This window comes from Allobosea sp. GW823-FHT01F03 (assembly GCF_058798075.1).
In genome coordinates this window covers 3,091,597-3,111,942 of sequence record NZ_CM179505.1, presented here as the reverse complement: position 1 = coordinate 3,111,942, position 20,346 = coordinate 3,091,597, and the positions used below count along the sequence as shown (strand labels likewise).

The 20,346-nt window shown below is 67.8% G+C and carries 17 protein-coding genes; 7 read left to right on the top strand and 10 right to left on the bottom strand.

The window, feature by feature from the left end:
* Positions 1-5: 5 nt before the first annotated feature.
* From plsY to AC3RCC_RS14900, 3 genes are all read right to left on the bottom strand, one after another.
* On the bottom strand, positions 6-629 hold the full coding sequence (gene plsY, locus AC3RCC_RS14910) for a glycerol-3-phosphate 1-O-acyltransferase PlsY (protein WP_291634685.1): 624 nt from the start codon (positions 627-629) through the stop codon (positions 6-8).
* Positions 630-738: 109 nt separating this feature from the next.
* On the bottom strand, positions 739-2,043 hold the full coding sequence (pyrC, locus tag AC3RCC_RS14905; protein ID WP_492255759.1) for a dihydroorotase: 1,305 nt from the start codon (positions 2,041-2,043) through the stop codon (positions 739-741).
* A gap of 89 nt (positions 2,044-2,132) precedes the next feature.
* Entirely contained in the window at positions 2,133-3,077 is a 945-nt protein-coding gene (locus AC3RCC_RS14900; RefSeq protein WP_452116145.1) for an aspartate carbamoyltransferase catalytic subunit, read from the bottom strand.
* Between the two features lie 371 nt (positions 3,078-3,448).
* On the opposite strand from AC3RCC_RS14900, the gene topA reads away from it, so the two are divergent.
* The gene (topA, locus tag AC3RCC_RS14895; protein WP_492255758.1) at positions 3,449-6,118 is read left to right on the top strand and encodes a type I DNA topoisomerase; all 2,670 of its coding nucleotides are present in this window, start codon (positions 3,449-3,451) and stop codon (positions 6,116-6,118) included.
* A 91-nt stretch (positions 6,119-6,209) separates the two neighbouring features.
* Complete coding sequence (locus tag AC3RCC_RS14890; protein WP_492255757.1) at positions 6,210-8,303, top strand: methyl-accepting chemotaxis protein; 2,094 nt, start codon at positions 6,210-6,212, stop codon at positions 8,301-8,303.
* A gap of 92 nt (positions 8,304-8,395) precedes the next feature.
* On the opposite strand, the gene AC3RCC_RS14885 is transcribed toward AC3RCC_RS14890, so the two are convergent.
* The 7 genes from AC3RCC_RS14885 to AC3RCC_RS14855 all read right to left on the bottom strand — a co-directional run bounded on the left by AC3RCC_RS14885 (position 8,396) and on the right by AC3RCC_RS14855 (position 14,911).
* Complete coding sequence (locus AC3RCC_RS14885) at positions 8,396-8,671, bottom strand: hypothetical protein (protein WP_492255756.1); 276 nt, start codon at positions 8,669-8,671, stop codon at positions 8,396-8,398.
* A gap of 8 nt (positions 8,672-8,679) precedes the next feature.
* Positions 8,680-9,147 carry a DUF2214 domain-containing protein gene (locus AC3RCC_RS14880; RefSeq protein WP_492255755.1) on the bottom strand — a complete coding sequence of 156 codons (468 nt, stop codon included), beginning with the start codon at positions 9,145-9,147 and terminating at the stop codon, positions 8,680-8,682.
* 8 nt (positions 9,148-9,155) lie between these two features.
* Entirely contained in the window at positions 9,156-9,563 is a 408-nt protein-coding gene (locus AC3RCC_RS14875; protein ID WP_291634699.1) for a DUF6152 family protein, read from the bottom strand.
* Between the two features lie 108 nt (positions 9,564-9,671).
* The gene (locus AC3RCC_RS14870; RefSeq protein WP_492255754.1) at positions 9,672-10,805 is read right to left on the bottom strand and encodes a DUF2778 domain-containing protein; all 1,134 of its coding nucleotides are present in this window, start codon (positions 10,803-10,805) and stop codon (positions 9,672-9,674) included.
* A gap of 247 nt (positions 10,806-11,052) precedes the next feature.
* Positions 11,053-12,000, bottom strand: a complete 948-nt coding sequence (locus AC3RCC_RS14865; RefSeq protein WP_291634703.1) for a ring-cleaving dioxygenase — start codon at positions 11,998-12,000, stop codon at positions 11,053-11,055.
* A gap of 136 nt (positions 12,001-12,136) precedes the next feature.
* On the bottom strand, positions 12,137-12,487 hold the full coding sequence (locus tag AC3RCC_RS14860; protein WP_291634705.1) for a hypothetical protein: 351 nt from the start codon (positions 12,485-12,487) through the stop codon (positions 12,137-12,139).
* 69 nt (positions 12,488-12,556) lie between these two features.
* Positions 12,557-14,911: a bifunctional salicylyl-CoA 5-hydroxylase/oxidoreductase gene (locus tag AC3RCC_RS14855; RefSeq protein ID WP_492255753.1), complete on the bottom strand. Its 2,355-nt coding sequence runs from the start codon at positions 14,909-14,911 to the stop codon at positions 12,557-12,559.
* 234 nt (positions 14,912-15,145) lie between these two features.
* Here AC3RCC_RS14855 and AC3RCC_RS14850 point away from each other — a divergent pair, with 234 nt between their 5' ends.
* From AC3RCC_RS14850 to AC3RCC_RS14830, 5 genes are all read left to right on the top strand, one after another.
* Positions 15,146-15,907: an SDR family NAD(P)-dependent oxidoreductase gene (locus AC3RCC_RS14850; RefSeq protein WP_492255752.1), complete on the top strand. Its 762-nt coding sequence runs from the start codon at positions 15,146-15,148 to the stop codon at positions 15,905-15,907.
* A 2-nt stretch (positions 15,908-15,909) separates the two neighbouring features.
* Positions 15,910-16,455, top strand: coding sequence for a MarR family winged helix-turn-helix transcriptional regulator (locus tag AC3RCC_RS14845; RefSeq protein ID WP_492255751.1), 546 nt, complete (start codon positions 15,910-15,912; stop codon positions 16,453-16,455).
* Complete coding sequence (locus AC3RCC_RS14840; RefSeq protein ID WP_291634713.1) at positions 16,452-17,285, top strand: enoyl-CoA hydratase family protein; 834 nt, start codon at positions 16,452-16,454, stop codon at positions 17,283-17,285. Before AC3RCC_RS14845 ends, AC3RCC_RS14840 begins: the two co-directional genes overlap by 4 nt.
* 1 nt (position 17,286) lies before the next feature.
* Complete coding sequence (locus AC3RCC_RS14835; RefSeq protein ID WP_492255750.1) at positions 17,287-18,477, top strand: acyl-CoA dehydrogenase family protein; 1,191 nt, start codon at positions 17,287-17,289, stop codon at positions 18,475-18,477.
* A gap of 155 nt (positions 18,478-18,632) precedes the next feature.
* Positions 18,633-20,279 (top strand): benzoate-CoA ligase family protein, encoded by a 1,647-nt coding sequence (locus AC3RCC_RS14830; protein ID WP_492255749.1) that lies wholly within the window; start codon positions 18,633-18,635, stop codon positions 20,277-20,279.
* Positions 20,280-20,346 lie beyond the last annotated feature (67 nt).

Genomic DNA, 20,346 nt, shown 5'->3' with positions numbered 1-20,346 from the left:
AGATCCTATCCCTTCTGGCCGATCTTGCCTTCGTTGCCGGCCAGCAGGCGCGCAATGTTCTCGCGGTGCATGAACCAGAGCAGCACGGTCAGGATCGCCATCAGGCCGGCCGCCTGCGGGTCGCGCACCCAGAACCAGAACAGCAGCGGCGTCAGCAGCGTCGCGACCAGCGCCGACAGCGAGGAATAGCGGCTGAGATAGGCGAGGCTGAGCCAGATCGCGGCGAAGGTCACAGCAAGCGGCCATTTCAGCCCGATCAGGATGCCGAGATAGGTCGCGACGCCCTTGCCGCCCTTGAAGCCGAGCCAGACCGGAAACAGGTGCCCGACAAAGGCGCCGAGCCCGGCGACCAGCGCCGCGTTCCTGCCGCCGAGCAGATAGGCCGCGAGCATGACGGCGGCCGTGCCCTTCAGCATGTCGCCGACCAAAGTCAGCGCCGCCAGCTTCTTGTTGCCGGTGCGCAGCACATTGGTGGCGCCGATATTGCCCGAGCCGATGCTGCGCAGATCGGGGCCGCCCGAGAGACGGGTCAGGATGATGCCGAACGGGATGGAGCCGAGCAGATAGCCCAAAGCGAGCGCGATCGCGCCCTGCGGGCCCGACAGTGCCCAGCTCAACGTCTCAGCCATAGAGCCTCCCCTGCCCTTCGGGCGCGATTAGAGCAGGTTTCCGTAAAGAAGGAACCGGTTTTCGCATGGTCGCCACCGCGATGCTTGCCGGCGCAGGCGCGCCGATCGCTCAAGCCTGGTCGCCGCGATAGACCGCAGCACCGCCGACCAGGGTCAACTGCACCATGCCCTGCAGCCTCGCCTCGTCGAAGGGCGAGTTCTTGGCACGCGACTTCAGCTTGCGCTTGTCGACGACGAAGGGCGCATCGGGATCGAGCAGGACGAGGTCGGCCGGCGCGCCGGCGACGAGCCGGCCGCAATCGAGGCCGAGCAGCCCGGCTGGCCGGCCCGACAGTGCGGCGAAGAGCGCCGACAAGCCGATCTGGCCGGCATGGAACAGCCGCAGGCTGGCGGAAAGCAGGGTCTCGATGCCGAGCGCGCCATTCGCCGCCTCGGCGAAGGGCTGCCGCTTGGTCTCGACGTCCTGCGGGTCATGGTCGGAGACGATCACGTCGATCAGCCCCTCCGCAACGCCCTCGACCATGGCGAGGCGCTCGTCCTCGTGGCGCAGCGGCGGCGAGACCTTGCAGAAGGTCCGGTACTCGCCGACATCGTTCTCGTTCAGGCAGAGATTGTTGATCGAGACGCCGCAGGTCACGCCGAGCCCGTCCGCCTTGGCGCGGCGGATCAGCGCCAGCGAGTCGGAGCAGGAGATCATCGCCGCGTGGTAGCGGGCCCCGGTCGCGCGAGCGAGGCGGATATCGCGCTCCAGCATCACCGTCTCGGCCTCGACCGGAATGCCCGGCAGGCCTTTGCGGCTGGCGAACTCGCCGAGATTCATCACCCCGTCGCCGCGCAGCTCGGGATCTTCGACATGATTGATCAGCAGCGCGTCGAAATCCCGGCCATAGATCATCGCCCGGCGCATTACCTGCGGGTTGCGCACGGCCTTGGCACCATCGCTGAAGGCGACCGCACCGGCTTCGAGCAGCAGGCCGAACTCGGTGATCTCCTTGCCGGCGAGCCCCTTGGTCAGCGCCGCCGACGGCAGCACGTTGACGATCGCCTTGTCCCGGGCCCGGCGCTTGATGAAATCGATTACCGAGGGATCGTCGATCGGCGGATCGGTGTCTGGCCGGCAGAGCACGGTGGTGACGCCGCCGGCAGCCGCAGCCTGCGAGCCGGTGCCGAGCGTCTCGCGAAACTCCGCGCCGGGCTCTCCGAGGAAGGCGCGCATATCGACGAGGCCGGGCGCCAGCACGAGACCGCGCCCCTCGATCCGCTCGACGCCCTCGGGCAAGGCCGGCGCCGCCTCGCCCCAGGCGACCGAGGCGATGGCGCCGTCGCGCACGAGGACGGAGCCGCGCTCCTCGCGCCCGCTGGCGGGGTCGACCAGCGTCGCCCCGAGAATGGCGATGTCGCGGGCCTCAGACATCGGAGTTTCCTTTCAGAGCGACCGACAGGCCGGCGGCCCGGCTTCGCCACGCCCATGCCGGCCTGGGCAAAGCCGGGCCTTGCGCCGCCTCAGACATTGGGAAGATGTTGGGAGAGCGCATCGAGTACCGCCATCCGGACGGCGACGCCCATCTCGACCTGCTCGCGGATCAGCGATTGCGCGCCGTCAGCGACCTCCGAGGAGATCTCGACGCCGCGATTCATCGGTCCAGGATGCATCACCAGCGCGTCGGGCGCCGCCAGTGCGAGCTTGTCCCGATCGAGCCCGAAATAGCGGAAATACTCCTTGGGAGACGGCACGAAGGCACCGTTCATGCGCTCGAGTTGCAGGCGCAGCATCATCACGATATCGGCACCGTCGAGCCCCTTGCGCATGTCGCGGAAGACCTCGACGCCCATGCGTTCGACCCCGGCCGGCAGCAAGGTCGACGGCGCGATCAGCCTGACCTTGGCGCCGAGCGCGTTGAGCAGGATGATGTTGGAGCGGGCGACGCGCGAATGCAGGATGTCGCCGCAGATCGCGACGGTCAGCCCCATGATCCGCCCCTTGTTGCGGCGGATGGTCAAAGCGTCGAGCAGCGCCTGCGTCGGATGCTCATGGGCGCCGTCGCCGGCGTTGACCACGGAGCAGCCGACCTTGCGGGCGAGCAGATTCACCGCGCCGGCCGCATGATGGCGCACGACCAGGATATCGGGACGCATCGCGTTCAGCGTCGCCGCCGTATCGATCAGCGTCTCGCCCTTCTTCACCGAGGAGGAGCCGACCGACATGTTCATCACATCGGCGCCGAGGCGCTTGCCCGCCAGCTCGAAGGAGGCCTGCGTCCGGGTGGAGGGTTCGAAGAACAGGTTGATCTGGGTACGACCACGCAGGGTCGCGGTCTTTTTCTCGACCTGTCGCGACAATGCGACATAGGCCTCGGCCCGGTCGAGGAGCGCCTCGATATCCAGATGCGAAAGCCCCTCGATTCCGAGGAGATGGCGGTGCGGATAGAGGGGTGCTTGCGAGGTCATTAAAGCAGGCTGTTTAGGCGCGCCCCACAGCCTGCGCAAGATGGTCCGCGCGGCCCTGCACAGGCATTGGCGCTGCCCCTCCCATCGGCTGGCAGGCAGGACAGCCCCGCATCGCCCAGCGCATGGCTGATCCGCGCTTGAACGGGCAGCCTCCCCGCCCCATTTCCGCGGCACCGCCCTCTTAGCGGATGCCGGAGCGCCCGACGCTGCTCCGCGCTTGACGCAAAGCACAATCGTCGTTTGACAGAGGCGGCGGGCTGAACCACTTTCGCGCGCAAATTTCCGAACCTTCGGAGCTTACGCCTGCCGCGCCTGCCGCCCTTTCGGCCGGGTGCGCGGTGGCGGAGGCTGTCTCATCGAGTATCTGGATCATGAAGCTTCTCGTCGTCGAGTCGCCGGCCAAGGCCAAGACGATCAACAAATATCTGGGCTCCGACTACGAGGTGATCGCCTCGTTCGGGCATATCCGCGATCTGCCGGCCAAGGATGGCTCGGTCGATCCCGAGAACGATTTCGCGATGCTCTGGGAGACCGAGGGCCGTGGCGCCAAGCAGGTGTCGGAGATCGCCAAGGCCGCGAAGAACGCCGAGAAGATCATTCTGGCGACCGACCCGGATCGCGAGGGGGAAGCGATTTCCTGGCATGTGCTGGAGGCGCTGAACCAGAAGCGCGCCATCAAGGGCATCCCGGTCGAGCGCGTCACCTTCAACGCCGTCACCAAGGAGGCGGTGCAGACCGCGCTGGCCAATCCGCGCCAGATCGACCAGGCGCTGGTCGACGCCTATCTCGCCCGCCGCGCCCTCGACTATCTCGTCGGCTTCACGCTCTCGCCGGTGCTCTGGCGCAAGCTGCCCGGCGCCCGCTCGGCCGGGCGCGTCCAGTCGGTAGCCCTGCGCCTGGTCTGCGACCGCGAGCGCGAGATCGAGGCCTTCCGGGCCCGCGAATACTGGTCACTCACCGCGACGCTGGCGACCGCGGCCGGCGCGACCTTCGACGCCCGTCTCAGCGGCGCCGACGGCAAGAAGATCACCCGGCTCGACATCGGCACCGGCGAGGAAGCCGCAGCCTTCAAGGCCGCGCTCGAAACAGCAGCCTTCAGCGTCGCAGAGGTCGAGGCCAAGCCGGTCAAGCGCCATCCCCAGCCGCCCTTCCAGACTTCGACGCTGCAGCAGGAAGCCTCGCGCAAGCTCGGCCTCGCCCCGGCCCGGACCATGCAGCTGGCCCAGCGCCTCTATGAAGGCGCCGACATCGGCGGCGAGACGGTCGGCCTGATCACCTATATGCGTACCGACGGCGTCGACATGGACGGCTCGGCGATCGCCGCGGCGCGCCGCGTGATCGGCAAGGAGTTCGGCGACAATTACGTCCCGCAGGCGCCGCGCAAATACACGGTCAAGGCCAAGAACGCGCAGGAGGCTCACGAAGCTATCCGCCCGACCGATCTTGCCCGTCTGCCGGCGATGGTCGCGCGCCATCTCGAGCCCGAACAGGCCAAGCTCTATGAGCTGATCTGGAAGCGCACCATCGCCAGCCAGATGGAATCGGCTTCGATCGAGCGCACTACCGTCGACATCGCCGCCAAGGTCGCCGCGCGCCACCTCGAGCTGCGCGCCACCGGACAGGTCGTGCTCTTCGATGGCTTCCTGACGCTCTATCAGGAGAGCCGCGACGACGAGGAGGACGAGGACTCCAGAAAGCTGCCGCCGATGAAGGCCGGCGACCCGCTGGAGAAGCGCGCCATCGCCGCCGACCAGCACTTCACCGAGCCGCCGCCGCGCTTCTCGGAAGCGAGCCTGGTCAAGCGCATGGAAGAGCTTGGCATCGGCCGTCCCTCGACCTATGCCGCGACGCTCGGAACGCTGCGCGACCGCGAATATGTCCGCATCGAGAAGAAGCGCCTCGTGCCCGAGGACAAGGGCATGCTCGTCACGGCGTTCCTGGAGAGCTTCTTCAAGCGCTATGTCGAGTTCGACTTCACGGCGAGCCTCGAAGAGAAGCTCGACCGCGTCTCCAATGCCGAGATCGACTGGAAGGCGCTGCTGCGCGAGTTCTGGGAAGAGTTCACCGCGACGATCGGCGAGACCAAGGAGCTGCGCGTCACCGAGGTGCTCGACTCGCTGAATGGCATCCTCGGCGACTACGTCTTCCCTGCCCGCGCCGATGGCGGCGATCCGCGCCGCTGCCAGGTCTGCGGCACCGGCACGCTCTCGCTCAAGCTCGGCAAGTTTGGCGCCTTCGTCGGCTGCTCGAACTATCCGGAATGCCGCTTCACCCGGCCGCTGACCGTGCCGGCCTCGGATGGCGAAGCCTCCGGCGAAGGCGGCCAGATGGTCAACGGCGTGCGCGTGCTCGGCACGGATCCGGAGACCGGCCTCGAAGTCAGCGTCCGCGAAGGCCGCTTCGGTACCTATATCCAGCTCGGCGAAGGCGAGAAACCGAAGCGTTCGAGCCTGCCCAAGGGCACCAACGCCGCGACGCTCTCGCTTGAGAAGGCGCTCGCGCTGCTCTCGCTGCCCAAGGAGGTCGCCCGACACCCGGAAAGCGGCGAGCCGATCCTTGCCGGCATCGGCCGTTACGGCCCTTACGTCCAGCACGGCAAGACCTATGCCAACATCGACAAGGATGACGACATTCTCGATATCGGCGCCAACCGCGCCATCGATCTGATCGTCGCCAAGGAGAGCGGCGCGGGCGGCCGGCGCTTCGGCGCCGCGGCGACGCCCGGCCGCGAGCTCGGCGACCATCCGTCCGGCGGCAAGATGGTGGTGCGCGCCGGCAAATACGGGCCTTACGTCAACTGGGGCAAGGTCAACGCCACCCTGCCGAAGTCGATGACGCAGGAGGAGATCACGCCCGAGCAGGCCATCGAGCTGGTCAACGCCAAGGCGGCGGCAGGTGGCGGCGCCAAGTCGAAGACCAAGGCAAGTGCGAAACCTGCGGCCGCAAAGACGCCGGCAAAGGCAAAGAGCACCACGGCCAAGAAGGCGGCGTCGGCCAAGAAGGCCGGAGCAACCAAGAAGGCCGCCACGACCGAGGACTAGCATCGACGGGGCCGAGCGCAGTTAACACTGCATTCAAAGCCCTGAGTTACCCTGCGTCGCCGCGATCGAAACGACGGCGCAGGGGAACAGCATGAAATCCATCAGGACCCAGATTCTGGGGCTGATCGCGATCGTCGCGGCCGGTGCCTTGATTGCCGTTGGTTGCGCGCTTCTGGCGATGTTGCGCATCGAGGCGATGAACGAACGCTCCTCGCAGCAGAACCATGTCGCCCTCGCCGCCGAACGGCTCAACGCCGCGGTCAATCTCGTCGTCGCCGATTCCTATCTCGTCTATACCGCGCGCAACCCGCATTTCGCCGGCATCGCCGCGACCACGGTCGAGACCGGCCTTGCCAAGGTCGAAGAGCGCCGCAAGGAACTCGCCACGCTCGTTCCCGCCGGCGAGCGCGAGCGCATGGAGAAGATCAGCGCACTTATCGCCCAGTTCGTCGGCATCCGGCTCGAAACGACGCGCATGGTTCGCGAAATCTCGGCCCGGGCCGCCGAAGCCTGGGGCAACAGCGACGCCAGCCGGAAGAATCGCGCGGCGCTGCAAGAGGAGCTCGCTTCGCTCAGCGGCTTCAACGAAAGCCACGCCAACCAGTTGGACGCCGAAGCCAGCGCCTTTTCGGGTCAGGTGCGCATCTGGCTGCCGGTCGCCCTCATCCTGGTGCTCGGCGGCGCCATTGCCGGTGCGCTGGCGTTCTCCCGCCGCTCGATCATCGCCCCGCTCATCGACCTCGGCGGCACGATGAGCCGCCTCACCGCCGGCGAGACGCGGATCGAGGTGCCGCATATCGGCCGCCGCGACGAGATCGGCGAGATGGCGCGGGCGGTCTCGGTGCTGCGCGAGAGCACCGAGCAGGTCGCGCTTCTGCAGGAGCAGGAGCGCCAGGCTTCCGCGGCGCGCATTCGCTCGGCCGACGCCATGGCGGCGGTGGTATCGGATGTCGGCGAGGTCGTCGGCGCGGCGGCCGCCGGCGATTTCTCGGCACGACTGCAGATCGACCATGGCGACGAGCAGGTGCAGCAACTTGTCGACGGCATCAACGAGATCAACACCGTGGTCGACAACGCCACGACCGAATTCGTCGCGGCGCTGCGGGCGCTGGCCGCTGGCGACCTGACCCGGCAGGTGCCGACCGCCTATCGCGGCCGCTTCGCCGAGCTCAAGGACGCCATCAACGAGACCATGGCGGGCCTGTCCGCGACGGTCGGCACGATCCAGAACATGTCGACCGAGGTTGGCCTCTCGGCCCGCGAGATCACCTCGGGCTCCGACGACCTCTCGAAGCGCACGGAGGAACAGGCCTCGTCGCTGGAAGAAAGTGCTGCGACGACCGAAGAGCTCGCAGCCTCGGTGAAGGCCGCGGCCCAGGCCGCCCAGCAGGCCGTGCGCCAGGCCGGCGAGGCCATGCAGGTCGCCCAGGCCGGCGGCAACATCGTCACCGACGCCGTCTCGGCCATGGCGCGCATAGAGCAGGCCTCGAAGAAGATCTCCGACATCACCCGCGTCATCGACGACATCGCCTTCCAGACCAATCTGCTCGCCCTCAACGCGGCCGTGGAAGCAGCGCGTGCGGGCGATGCCGGCAAGGGCTTCGCCGTGGTCGCCTCCGAGGTCCGCAGCCTGGCGCAGCGCTCCGGCGAGGCGGCCAAGGATATTTCGGGCCTGATCTCTTCCTCGAACATCGAGGTCGAGGCCGGCGTCAAGCTGGTCCGGCAGGCCGGCGACGCGCTGACCCGCATCGTCGCGGCTTCGCAGAACGTTCAGAGCACGGTCTCGGACGTCGCCGCGGCTTCGGCAGAACAAGCCAACGGCATCGAGGAGATGAGCCAGACGGTCGCCCATATGGACGAGATGACGCAGGCCAACGCAGCGCTTGCCGAACAGAGCGCCGCTTCCGCCAGCGCGCTGTCGAGCAAGATCGGCGAACTCAACGCCCTGGTTTCGGGCTTCCGGACCAGTGAGAGCGCCGCCTCCGGATCTTACCAGCCGGCCGCCTCCAGCCCGGCCAATGATTCCGAGCCGGAACGGCTGCGGCAGCTGGCGGAAACCGCCTTCCAGCAGCACCAGCCGGCCCCACGCCGCGAACGCCTTGCCGTGGCCCAGGGGCCCGCAGCCGCCCCGGCCCGCAAGGTCGCCAATGCACGCGGCGGCGACGCCGGCTGGGAAGAGTTCTGAAACTGAAGCGCCGGCCGGACCGCAAAAAACTGCGGCCCGGCCAACACCAAAGCCCGCCAGTTCGGCGATGAGTCTTGCGCAACGCTGCCCGGTCAGCGCCGCTCGATGCGTTGCAGATGGCAGATCTTGACCCGCCCGCCCCGGCCGTCCGAGCGCCAGCTGCAGCCCGGGTTGCGCGGCTTGCCCCGGTAGAGATGGTAGACGCCGCGATTCCGGCGGTCGAAGCGCTGGTTCGAAGCGTCGTGCCCGCCGATGCGGACATTGTCGCCGAAGCGCACCTCGGCACTCGCCGGCGTCGCCGAGACAGGCAGCAGAGCGAACATCCCCGCAATCAGGAGCCCTCCTGCCCCGGCCTGCAACCTCGCCATCCCGCCTCCTACAGAAATCCGATCCAGCGCCCCGCAAGCAGCGTCGCGAGCCAGAGCGTCGCCGAGACCGCCGCCCGAAAGCGCATCGCAGCCGTCACCATCCCGCTCGCGAGCGCCCTGCGGTAGCCACCAGCATGCTGCAGCCCGATATTGGCGATGGCGAACGCCAGCAAGCCGAGCTTCCAGAGGAAGGCTTCATTGGCGAGATACTCGTCCGGCTTGACGGTGAACAGCCAGAACCCCGTCGCCAGCGCCAGCGCCAGCCCGAAGGCGGCGGCGCGCGTCAGAAAGGCCGCGATCACCGCCAGCGGCACGGCGCGAAAGAAACCGAGAACCCGCAGGTCGAGCGGCAGGATCGCACCGACCAGCAGTCCGACCCCGAGGATGTGGGCGGCGTTGACGAAGAGATAGGCGGTGCCGGACTGCCGGATCAGCACGGCACCCGGCCAGGCTTCGAGGCCGGCGACGAGGTCCATGGGCGGCGTCAGTTCGTGCGGATCCTCTCCGGATACATGTCGTAGTTCTTGCCGGCCAGCACGATCCGTACCGCTTTCATATGGGCCTTGCTCTTGTCGAGATGCCGGTTGCCGATCGCGGTCACCGCATCGCCCACCTTGGCGGTCGTACCGGTGAAGCCCGAGCGCTCGGTCTGGCTGGGATTGCCGAGATCGACCTGCCAGACCTTGCCGTCGGCCGCGGTGACCATCAGCATCGGATGCGGCGGAGCCATGGAGATGCTGCGGATCGTGCCCTTCAGCTCCATCTGCTCGCCCGCGGCCCAGGACCAGCCGTGATGAGCGAGCACCGGTGCGGCAGCGAGAACGCCCGCCGCGAGCGACCATGAAACAAGGTTCCGGCGGAAAAGCGAAAAGCGAAAGCTGCGATGGGTCATGGATCGGCTCCCTGTGCGCTCTGGCAGATGCCGGGACTATAGCCCCCGGCATCGCCAAGCCCATGGCGCCCCGCGCGACCGCAAATCACGATCCGATCAGCGGCCGGATCAGCCCCGACCGGCGACCACGACGAGCCGCGTGATCTCGCCGCGCAGGAAGGCCTGCAGAAAGCGGTCATAGTCCTTGACCGAGACGCAGCCATTGGAATCGCCGCGCGGACCGAGCAGGTAGCTGTGCACCAGAAGGCCGGTGCGGCCGAAGATCTTGCCGGCGCCGCCGACCGGATGCATCCGGATCGCCCGCACGCCGTGGAACAGAGCCTCGCGCTCGGTCAGCGTGTAGACATGCGGCGGCGTCGGCCCGTGCATCCGGACATGGACATAGCGCAGATCGTTCATCTTCTCGCCGAGGCCGGAATTCGCCACGAGGCGCTCGCCATTCGGCAGATAGAGCGTGCGGGCGCTGATGTCATAGACCGCGGTCTTGGGGCCGACACTCATCGGCGAGGCCATCGGAGACGGCGCAGGCGCCGGCTCGGGCGCCACCGTCAAGCCACTGCCGCGACGCCCGGTGATGTCGTCCTGCGGCGCCGCATAGGCGAGCTGCGTACCCGTGCTCGGCGTGCGTGCGCCGAAGATCTTCTCGAGGAAGGAGCGGTTGTCGACCGGCGGCTCGGCCGCGACGGCGACGTCCTTGCTCCGGCGCGAGGCAGCGCGAGTCGTGGCGCGCGGTTCGGGCACGGAAGGCAGCCTGAGATCAGACGGGCGGGGCACCGGCAAGGGGCTGATCAGCGCGATCTGCTGCTGCGGCTCGATTGCTGACGGTGCAGGCTGGAGAACCGACGCGACCGCGGGGCTGGACGGCGCAGACGGCGCGATCGCCCCGGTGGTCTCCGGGTCAAGCACTACGAGCTTTGCCGCCGCCTTGGTCGACTGGAAGCCTCCGGCGAGCGGCCTGGTCTCGGCGAACGGCCGCGCGACATAGCCGGCGACATAGCCGGGCCTGAGCAATGGCGTGGAGGTGGCGCTCGCGGGGGTGGCGAGCTTGGCCGGCACCGCTCGCGCCATCTGGGCGGACGGGCCGCCGGCGGCGCCCTCGACCGACTTGCCCGACCAGGCCGAGAAGCCGGCTGCGGCCGCGCCGCCGAGCCCGACCAGGATGGCGAGACGCATGATGGGCCCGTGGCCGCGCTTGCGCCCGAGGCTATAGGCATAGCCGGACGACCTGTTCGAAATACGCATACGCAACGCCTCGGGACACCTGGACGCCGTACTGAACCGACGCCGACCATCGCCCGCCCGCGCTAAGCGAACAGGTTTTCCCGGCCGGTGCCTGGTTGTGGGAGCGCCCAACCTCGTGGGTCCATTGAGCGCGCGCTTGGTTAATCCCGGATGAATCGCGGCGAAGAAATTTGACGCGACACCCCCCTGCAAAAATGCGCCGGGGCACCTGCCTCGCGGCAGATGCCCCGGCCGGTTCAGGACAGTGCTAGAGCGGCTTCAGCCCGGCCTCGATCGCCGCTCGCTTCGCCTCCAGGAAAGGCGGCAGCGACAGGGCTTCGCCCATGGTCTCGGCCGGCTCGTCGGTGGCGAAGCCCGGCCCGTCGCTGGCGATCTCGATCAGGATCCCGTTCGGCTCGCGCAGATAGAGCGAACGGAAGTAGAAGCGATCGACCGGCCCGCTATTGGGATAGCCGGATTCGCGCAGCCGCTCGGCCCAGGCATCGTATTCGCCGAAGCTCGGCGTCCGCAGCGCGAGATGATGCACGCCGCCCGCCCCTTCGCGGGCCTGCGGCAGTCCGGGTTCGACCGCGACGTGCAGCTCGGCCGCCGGACCGCCCTCGCCGATCCTGAAGACGTGGATGTCCCCCGAGGCATGCGCCGCATGCTGGTAATTCGAGGTCCGCTCCAGCCCGAGCAGCTTGGTCAGGACGAGCTCAGTGCGCTCGATCTGCGGCACCGAGATCGTCACCGGCCCCAGCCCGCGGATCTGGTGCTCGGCCGGAACCGGACTCTTCTCCCAGACCGCGAACGGAATCGCGCCGCCGTCGACGACGAGTGTCAGGCGCTGGCCCTCCGGATCCTCGAAATCGAGTGCCGCACGGCCATTGATCCCGACGATGTCCGAGACGGCGACGCCAGCCGCCGACAGCCGCTGCCGCCACCATTCGAGCGAGGCTTCGTTCGCGACGCGCAGGGCGGTGCGGACGATCGAATGCGTGCCGCGCCGTGCCGGCGCCGTCGGCCAGTCGAAGAAGGTCAGATCAGTGCCGGGCGAGCCGGCGCCATCGGCATAGAACAGGTGATAGGCCGAGGTGTCGTCCTGGTTCACGGTCTTCTTCACCAGCCGCAGGCCGAGCGTCTCGACATAGAAGCGGTGGTTCTGCGCAGCCTGCGCGGTGATCGCGGTGACGTGGTGGATGCCTGTGAGTTGCATGGCGTGAGCCCCTTTCCTGGCGCCGCCACCTTTCGGCGACGCACGCTGTTGCATCGGTCGCCACCAAGATAGGCATTGCCGTCACGCCACAAAGCCAAACCCACGACAATCATACATTGCAATAATGCAATGAACCTTAAGGCTTCGCAGGCGAGGTGCCGGCCGGAGGCGGCGACAGGGCAGGCTTGCCGGCCTGATCGGCGGGCGTCGCCGGTGTCGTGCAGTCCTGCGGCTTCTTCTCGCAATCATACACCATGGTCGGCGCTGCCGACTGCCCCGCCTGTCCGGCAGAGGGCAGAATCATGTTCTGGCCCTTGTCGACCTGCGCCGGATGCGTCGTCTGCGGCCCGACGCCCGGCTGCGTAGGCGGGCTAGGCTCCGGCGAAGGCTGGGGCGGCGGCGCGGTCTGGGCGAGACCCTGGCCTGCGCCGAGCGCCACGCCAATCAGCAGTGCAAATAGGGGCGCTCCTGTGCGGCTTCGTGTCATGGCGTTGCCTCGCATCGTCCAAAAAGAGGTTTGGACGACAACCCATCGGCAGGCCGCGAGGTTCCCGCGCTATTCCGCGGCCCTGGCCTGCTGCGTCGCAACCGCCCCCTCGCCATGGCGGCTCGGCTTGGCCTTGAGCTTGAGTTCGCGCAGTTCCTCGCGCTCGCGCGGCGTGTTGCGCATCAGCTGGTCCTTGCCGGGCTGGTACTGCACGGGCTGAGCGACATCCGCCCCGTACCAGGCCGCGGCGCGCAGCACGAAGGACGGGTCGGCCAGATGCGGCCGCCCGAGCGCCACGAGATCGGCCCGCCCGGCCGCGACGATGGTGTTGGCCTGATCGGCCGAGGTGATCGCCCCGACGCACATCGTCGCGACGCCGGCCTCGTTGCGGATCCGATCGGAGAACGGCGTCTGGAACATCCGCCCGTAATGCGGCCTTGCCTTGGGCGTGGTCTGCCCGGTCGAGACGTCGACGAGATCGCAGCCGGCAGCTGCGAACGCCTCCGAGATCGCTACCGCATCCTCGGCGCTGATGCCGCCCTCCTGCCAGTCCGTCGCAGAGATGCGGACCGACATCGGCTTTCCGGACGGCCAGGTTTTGCGAAGTGCCGCAAAGACTTCGAGCGGATAGCGCATCCGGTTTTCGAGCGAGCCGCCATAGGCGTCGTTGCGCCGGTTGGTCAGCGGCGAGAGGAAGCTGGCGAGCAGGTAGCCATGGGCGCAATGCAGCTCCAGCATGTCGAAGCCGGCGCGCAGACCGCGCTCTGCCGCCAGCACGAAGTCGGCCAGCACCCGGTCCATGTCGACGCGCGTCATCTCACGCGGGACCTGGCTCTCGGGATAATAGGGCAGCGGCGACGCCGAGATGATCGGCCAGCCCCCCTCATCGAGCGGGCGGTCCATGCCGTCCCACATCAGCTTGCTCGCGCCCTTGCGTCCGGCATGGCCGAGCTGGAGGCAGAGCTTCGCCGCCGAATTGGCGTGCACGAAGTCGACGATCCGCTTCCAGGCCGCTTCCTGCTCGTCGCTGTAGAGCCCCGCGCAGCCGGGGGTGATCCGGGCATCGGCCGAGACGCAGGTCATCTCGGTGAAGACCAGCCCCGCCCCACCGATGGCGCGGGCGCCGTAATGCATCAGGTGCCAGTCGCCCGGCATGCCCTCCTGCGCCGAATACTGGCACATCGGCGAGACGGTGAAGCGGTTCGCGACCCGCATCTCGCGCATCCGGAAAGGCTGGAAGGCCGGCGGCACCGGCGAACCGTCCCGCCGCACCGCCTGGTCCGCGCCGAGATCCTCTGCGACGAGCCTGTCGACGGCCGCGACGAACTCCGGCGCCCGCAAGGCGAGATTGTCATAGGTGATCGCCTTGGAGCGGGTCATCAGCCCGAAGGCGAAGCGCAGCGGCTCGAAATCCCAGAAGCGCTCGAGCTGCTCGAACCAGACCAGCGAGACATCGGCCGCGTGCTGCGTCTTCTCGACCTCCTCGCGCCGAACCGACTCGAAGGAAGCGAGCGCGGCCCGGACATCGAGCCCGGTCCGAAGGAAGGCGCCATGCAGCGCGATCGCATCCTCCATGGCGAGCTTGGTGCCGGAGCCGATCGAGAAATGCGCGGTCGCCTTGGCATCGCCGAGCAGGACGACATTGTCGACCACCCAGTTCCGGCAGCGGATCATCGGGAACTGGCGCCAGAGCGAGCGATTGGTGATCAGCCGATGCCCCTGGAGCTCCTCGGCGAAAACCGTCTCGAGGAAGGCGGCCGATTGCGCCTCGTCCATGCCCTCGAGCCCGGCCCGGGCAAAAGTCTCCGGATCGGTCTCCAGCACCCAGGTCGATTGCCCCGCCTCGTACTGATAGCAATGGGCGATGAAGACGCCGTGCTGCGTCTCCTTGAAGAAGAAGGTGAAGGCGTCGAAGGGCCGGGTCGAGCCCATCCAGACGAAGCGGTTCGGCCGCAGATCGACCTCGGGCGCGAAGCGGTCCCGGTCGCCTTCCCGGATGCGGCTGTTGATGCCGTCCGCACCGACGACGAGGTCATAGTCGCGCTTCAGCGCGGCAATGTCGACGATCTCCTCGGTGAAGCGCAGCGCGACGCCGACCTCACGGGCCCGCTCCTGCAGCAGCATCAGCAGGGTGCGGCGCGAGCAGCCGCAGAAGCCGTTGCCGGAGATCCGCTGCTGCGTGCCTTTGAAATGGATCGAGATGTCGTCCCAATAGGCGAAGCGCGAGACGATCGCCTCATAGCTCGGCAGGTCGGCCGCCTTGAACAGGTCGAGCGTCTGGTCGGAGAAGACGACGCCGAAGCCGAACGTGTCGTCATGGTGGTTGCGTTCGAACACGGTGACGTCGAGCGCCGGCCAGTCGCGCTTCATCAGAAGCGCATAATAGAGCCCCGCCGGTCCGCCGCCCACCACCGCAATGCGCATGACGTCTCTCCGCAAGCTGACGCAGATATTTTAGGTCTGAAATAATTTTCTTTCAACAGAGATACGGAAGGTCAAGACCTCCAGCACGTCAAGCCGCTCCTATAATGACATAAGATACTGACAAACAGCATAATTTCTCATTTTTGACCGCAGCCGCACCGGCATCGGAACGGTCCCTTGCAAAATGCTTCAGACCTAAAATATATTGATCCGCAAGACGGGAGTGGCAGCTTCATGGCATCAGCTCTGGCTGGACAGCATGCCCTGGTGAGCGGCGGTGGACGCGGTATCGGCCGCGCGATCGCCTCGGCCCTTCGCCTTGCCGGCGCCCGGGTCTCGATCATCGGTCGCAACGGGACCATGCTGCAGCAGGTTCTGGACGCTGGCGAGGCCGACCGAGCCGCGAGCGTCGACGTCACCGACGAGGCCGCCATGGCCCGGACCCTGGCGGAGCTCTCGGCCGAGCAGCCTTTCGACATCGTCGTGGCCAATGCCGGCGCAGTCGAGACCGCGCCCTTCCGTAAGAGCGACGCCGCCCTGTTCCGGCGCATGGTCGAGATCAACCTCGTCGGCACGGTCAACAGCTTCCGCCCGGCCCTGCCCGCGATGCTGGAGCGCGGCTCCGGCCGGCTGATCGCGATCGCCTCGACCGCCGGCCATCGCGGCTACCCTTATGTCTCCGCCTATGTCGCGGCGAAGCATGCCGTGATCGGGTTGGTCCGCTCGCTCGCTTTGGAGACCGCCCGCAGCGGCATCACCGTCAATGCGGTCTGCCCCGGCTATACCGATACGGACATGGTCGCCGGCAGCATCGCCGCGATCACCGGCAAGACTGGCGCGACGGCGCAGGATGCCCTGGCGCAGCTGGTGAAGGACAATCCGCAGGGCCGGCTGATCACCCCCGAGGAAGTCGCGGCGAGCGTGCTCAATCTCTGCCGGCCCGAAAGCCGCGGCATCACCGGCCAATCCCTCCTGATCAATGGCGGGGAGTTCTGACCATGGAAATTCCCGTCAGCGCCCTGGTGCTCGACCGCGAGACCAAGGCGAGCGAGCGCCCTGGAGACCACAAGGACGAGCTGCGCCTCTGGCTGCGGCTTTTGACCTGCTCGACCCTGATCGAAAGCGAGATCCGCACCCGCCTGCGCGAGGAGTTCAAGACGACGCTGCCGCGCTTCGACCTGATGGCCCAGCTCGAAAAATCGACCACCGGCATGACGGTCGGCGAGGTCTCGCAGCGCCTGATGGTCTCGAACGGCAATGTCACCGCGGTCGTCGCCGGCCTCCTCGCCGATGGTCTGGTCGACAAGCGCCCGGCCGCCCAGGATCGGCGCGTGCAGGTTCTGACGCTGACAGCCCAGGGCCGCCGCGCCTTCAAGGCGATGGCGGAGCGGCACGAGGACTGGATCGCCGAGCTCTTCGCCGGGCTGGAGCCGGCCGAGACGGCGCAGCTCTTCCACCTGCTCGGCCGCACCAAGGCCTCGCTGCACAACGCCATCACCCGCCGCCAGAGCGGCACGCCGGATCCGGCGGGAGACCAGACATGACCAGCGCCAATCCCGTCACCCTGCCGCTCGCCGGCTTCAAGCCACAGCATTTCCAGCTTTCGATCGCCGGCAAGGTCGCGACCGTGACGCTGAACCGGCCGGAGAAGAAGAACCCGCTCACCTTCGACAGCTATCGCGAGCTCGCCGACTTCTTCCTGGCGGCGCAGAAGGAGGAGGCGATCAAGGCCATCGTCGTTACCGGCGCCGGCGGCAATTTCTCCTCGGGCGGCGACGTCTTCGAGATCATCGGGCCGCTGGTCGCGATGGAGACCAAGGACCTCTTGAAGTTCACGCGCATGACCGGCGAGCTGGTCAAGACGATGCGCGCCTGCCCGCAGCCGGTCATCGCCGCGATCGACGGCATCTGCGCCGGCGCCGGCGCGATCATCGCCATGGCCTCCGATCTGCGCCTCGGCACGGCCGAGACCAAGATCGCGTTCCTGTTCAATCGCGTCGGCCTCGCCGGTTGCGACATGGGCGCCTGCGCGATGCTGCCGCGCATCATCGGCCAGGGACGCGCCGCCGAGCTGCTCTACACCGGCCGCGTCCTGCGTGGCGACGAGGCCGAGCGCTGGGGCTTCCTCAACCGGCTTCTCGCCCGCGAGAACGTTCTGGCGGAAGCGCAAGCGCTCGCCGCCGAGCTCGCCGACGGCCCGACCTTCGCCAACGCCATGACCAAGCGAATGCTGGAAATGGAATGGGCGATGTCGGTCGAGTCCGCGATCGAGGCGGAAGCGGTGGCGCAGGCATTGTGCATGCAGACCGAAGATTTCGCCCGCGCCTACCACGCCTTCGCCGCCAAGCAGAAGCCGGTCTTCGAGGGCAACTGACATGGTCTCGCTCGGGGATACGCTGGACTGGCCATTCTTCGAAGCGCACCACCGCGACTTCGCCGAAAAGCTCGCGGCCTGGGCCGACACCACCCTGCCCGGCCTGCCGCATGATGATGTCGACGCCGCCTGCCGCGCCCGCGTCAAGGCGCTGGGCGAGGCCGGCTTCCTGCGCGCCGCGGTGCCGGCCGCCCATGGCGGCCTGCATGCCGCGCTCGATGTCCGCACGCTCTGCCTCGCCCGCGAAATTCTCGCCGCGCGCGACGGGCTCGCCGACTTCACCTTCGCCATGCAGGGCCTCGGCACCGGCTCGATCTCGATCGCCGGCAGCGATGCAATGCGACTGCGCATCCTGCCCGGCGTGCGCGATGGCAAGCGCATCGCCGCCTTTGCCCTCTCGGAGAAGGAGGCCGGTTCCGACGTTGCCGCGATGGCGACGACAGCGACCCCGGACGGCAACGCACATATCCGCATCGATGGCGAGAAGACCTGGATCTCGAATGGCGGCATCGCCGACCATTACGTCGTCTTCGCCCGCTCCGGCGAGGCGCCGGGGGCCCGCGGCCTCTCGGCCTATCTGGTCGAGGCCGATACGCCAGGCCTCTCGATCGCCGAGCGCATCGACGTGATCGCGCCGCATCCGCTGGCGACCTTGCGCTTCGACGCCTGCCGCATCCCGCTGGAGAACCGTATCGGCGGGCCGGGCGACGGCTTCAAGGTCGCGATGGCAACGCTCGACATCTTCCGCTCGACGGTCGGCGCAGCGGCGCTCGGCTTCGCCCGGCGTGCCCTGCACGAGACGGTGAGCCACGCCAGCAGCCGCAAGCTCTTCGGCGGCACGCTCGGAGACCTCCAGCTTTCGCAGGCCGCCATTGCCGACAGCGCGGCGGAGGTCGATGCGGCGGCGCTGCTGGTCTACCGCGCCGCCTGGACCAAGGATCGCGGCGCGGCCCGCATCACCCGCGAGGCGGCGCTCGCCAAGCTCGTCGCCACTGAGAACGCCCAGCGGGTCATCGACCGCGCCGTGCAGATCCATGGCGGGCTCGGCGTCACGCGCGGCGTCAAGGTCGAGGAGCTCTACCGCGAGATCAGGGCGCTGCGGATCTACGAAGGCGCCAGCGAGGTCCAGAAGATCGTGATCGCGCGGGACCTTCTGAAAAACACCGACGGACAGAACAAGGGCAAAATCTAGCTCCAGCCCTCATCCTGAGGAGCCGCGAAAGCGGCGTCCCGACGGATGATCGGGGAGACTCCGGAACCAACCGGAGCATTCTTCGAGACGTGCTCCTGGGGGGCGCTCCTCAAGATGAGGGCTGCGGATAAGACGAACAAAGCCAGGGGAACGAGATGGGTACCGCAGATCTCTTGCGGTCGGGACATGTGGACAGCTTTGCGCGGGAGAACCTGCCGCCGCGCGAAAGCTGGCCGCGTCTCGACCTCGCGGCCGCCGGGCTGAGCTATCCCGAGCGGCTAAACGTGGTCACCGAGCTGGTCGACCGCCATGTCGCCGAGGGACGCGGCGACCGCCTCGCGGTGATCGGGCCGAGCGAGACCTGGAGCTATGTTCAGCTCGCGGAGACCGTGAACCGCATCGCCAATGTGCTCACCCGCGATCTCGGCCTCGTCCCCGGTCATCGCGTGCTATTGCGCGCCGCCAACACGCCGATGATGGTCGCCACCTATCTCGCCGTGCTCAAGGCTGGCGGCGTCGCCGTCGCGACCATGCCGATGCTGCGCGCCGGCGAGCTCGCCTATCCGATCCGCAAGGCCAGGATCGCGCTGGCACTATGTGACCATCGTGTAATCGACGATCTTAAATCAGCACAGTCGCTTGCACCTGAACTCTCAACCATCGTGTCATGGGGCGACGGCGAGCTCGAAGCCCTGATGGCCAAGCCCGGCTATGGTGAATTCGTCGCCGCCGACACGGCGCAGGACGATGTCTGCCTGATCGCCTTCACCTCGGGCACGACCGGTGAGCCCAAGGGCACCATGCATTTCCAGCGCGACCTGCTGGCGATCTGCGACAGCTATGGCGCGCGGGTGCTGCAGGCCTCGCCCGATGACCGCTTCATCGGCTCGCCGCCGCTCGCCTTCACCTTCGGCCTCGGCGGCATCGTGCTGTTTCCGCTGCGCATCGGGGCCGCCATCGTCCTGCCGGAGAAGACCACGCCGGCCGATCTTGCGGCCGCGATCGAGCAACACCGCGCCAGTGTCTGCTTCACCGCGCCGACCGCCTATCGCGCCATGCTCGCCCAGGCCGGGGCGCGCGACCTCACCTCGTTGCGCATCTGCGTCTCCGCCGGCGAGACGCTGCCGAAGGCGACCTTCGAGGCCTGGCAGGCCAAGACCGGGCTGCCGCTGATGGACGGCATCGGCGCGACCGAGATGCTGCACATCTTCATCGGCGCGCCCCGCGACAGGATCAGACCTGGCGCGACCGGGCTGCCGGTGCCGGGCTACGAGGCCAGGATCGTCGACGAGGAGGGCAAGGAGGTGCCGGACGGCACGCCCGGACGCCTCGCCGTGCGCGGGCCGACCGGCTGCCGCTATCTCGCCGACAGCCGCCAGACCCGCTATGTCGAGAATGGCTGGAACATCACCGGCGACACCTATCTGCGCGATGCCGACGGCTATTTCTGGTACCAGGCTCGCTCGGACGACATGATCGTCTCGGCCGGCTACAACATCGCCGGTCCCGAGGTCGAGGCCTGCCTGATCGCGCATGAGGCGGTGGCCGAATGCGGCGTCGTCGGTGCGCCCTGCCCGGATCGCGGCCAGATCGTCAAAGCCTATGTCCTGCTGCGGCCCGGCTTCACCGCCGACGCGGCATTGGCCAAGGCCCTGCAGGACCACGTCAAGGCGATGATCGCGCCCTACAAATACCCGCGCGCCATCGCCTTCGTGACCAGCCTGCCGAAGACGTCCACCGGAAAGCTGCAGCGTTTTGCGCTGCGCGAGATGGCGCGGGCCGAAGCCGCCGCCGCTTCGTAGCCCGCCTTGATTATCAGAGCCTTTGCCGTCGCTTCATCCGCCGTTCCGGTGTTTAGCTCCAGCCGCG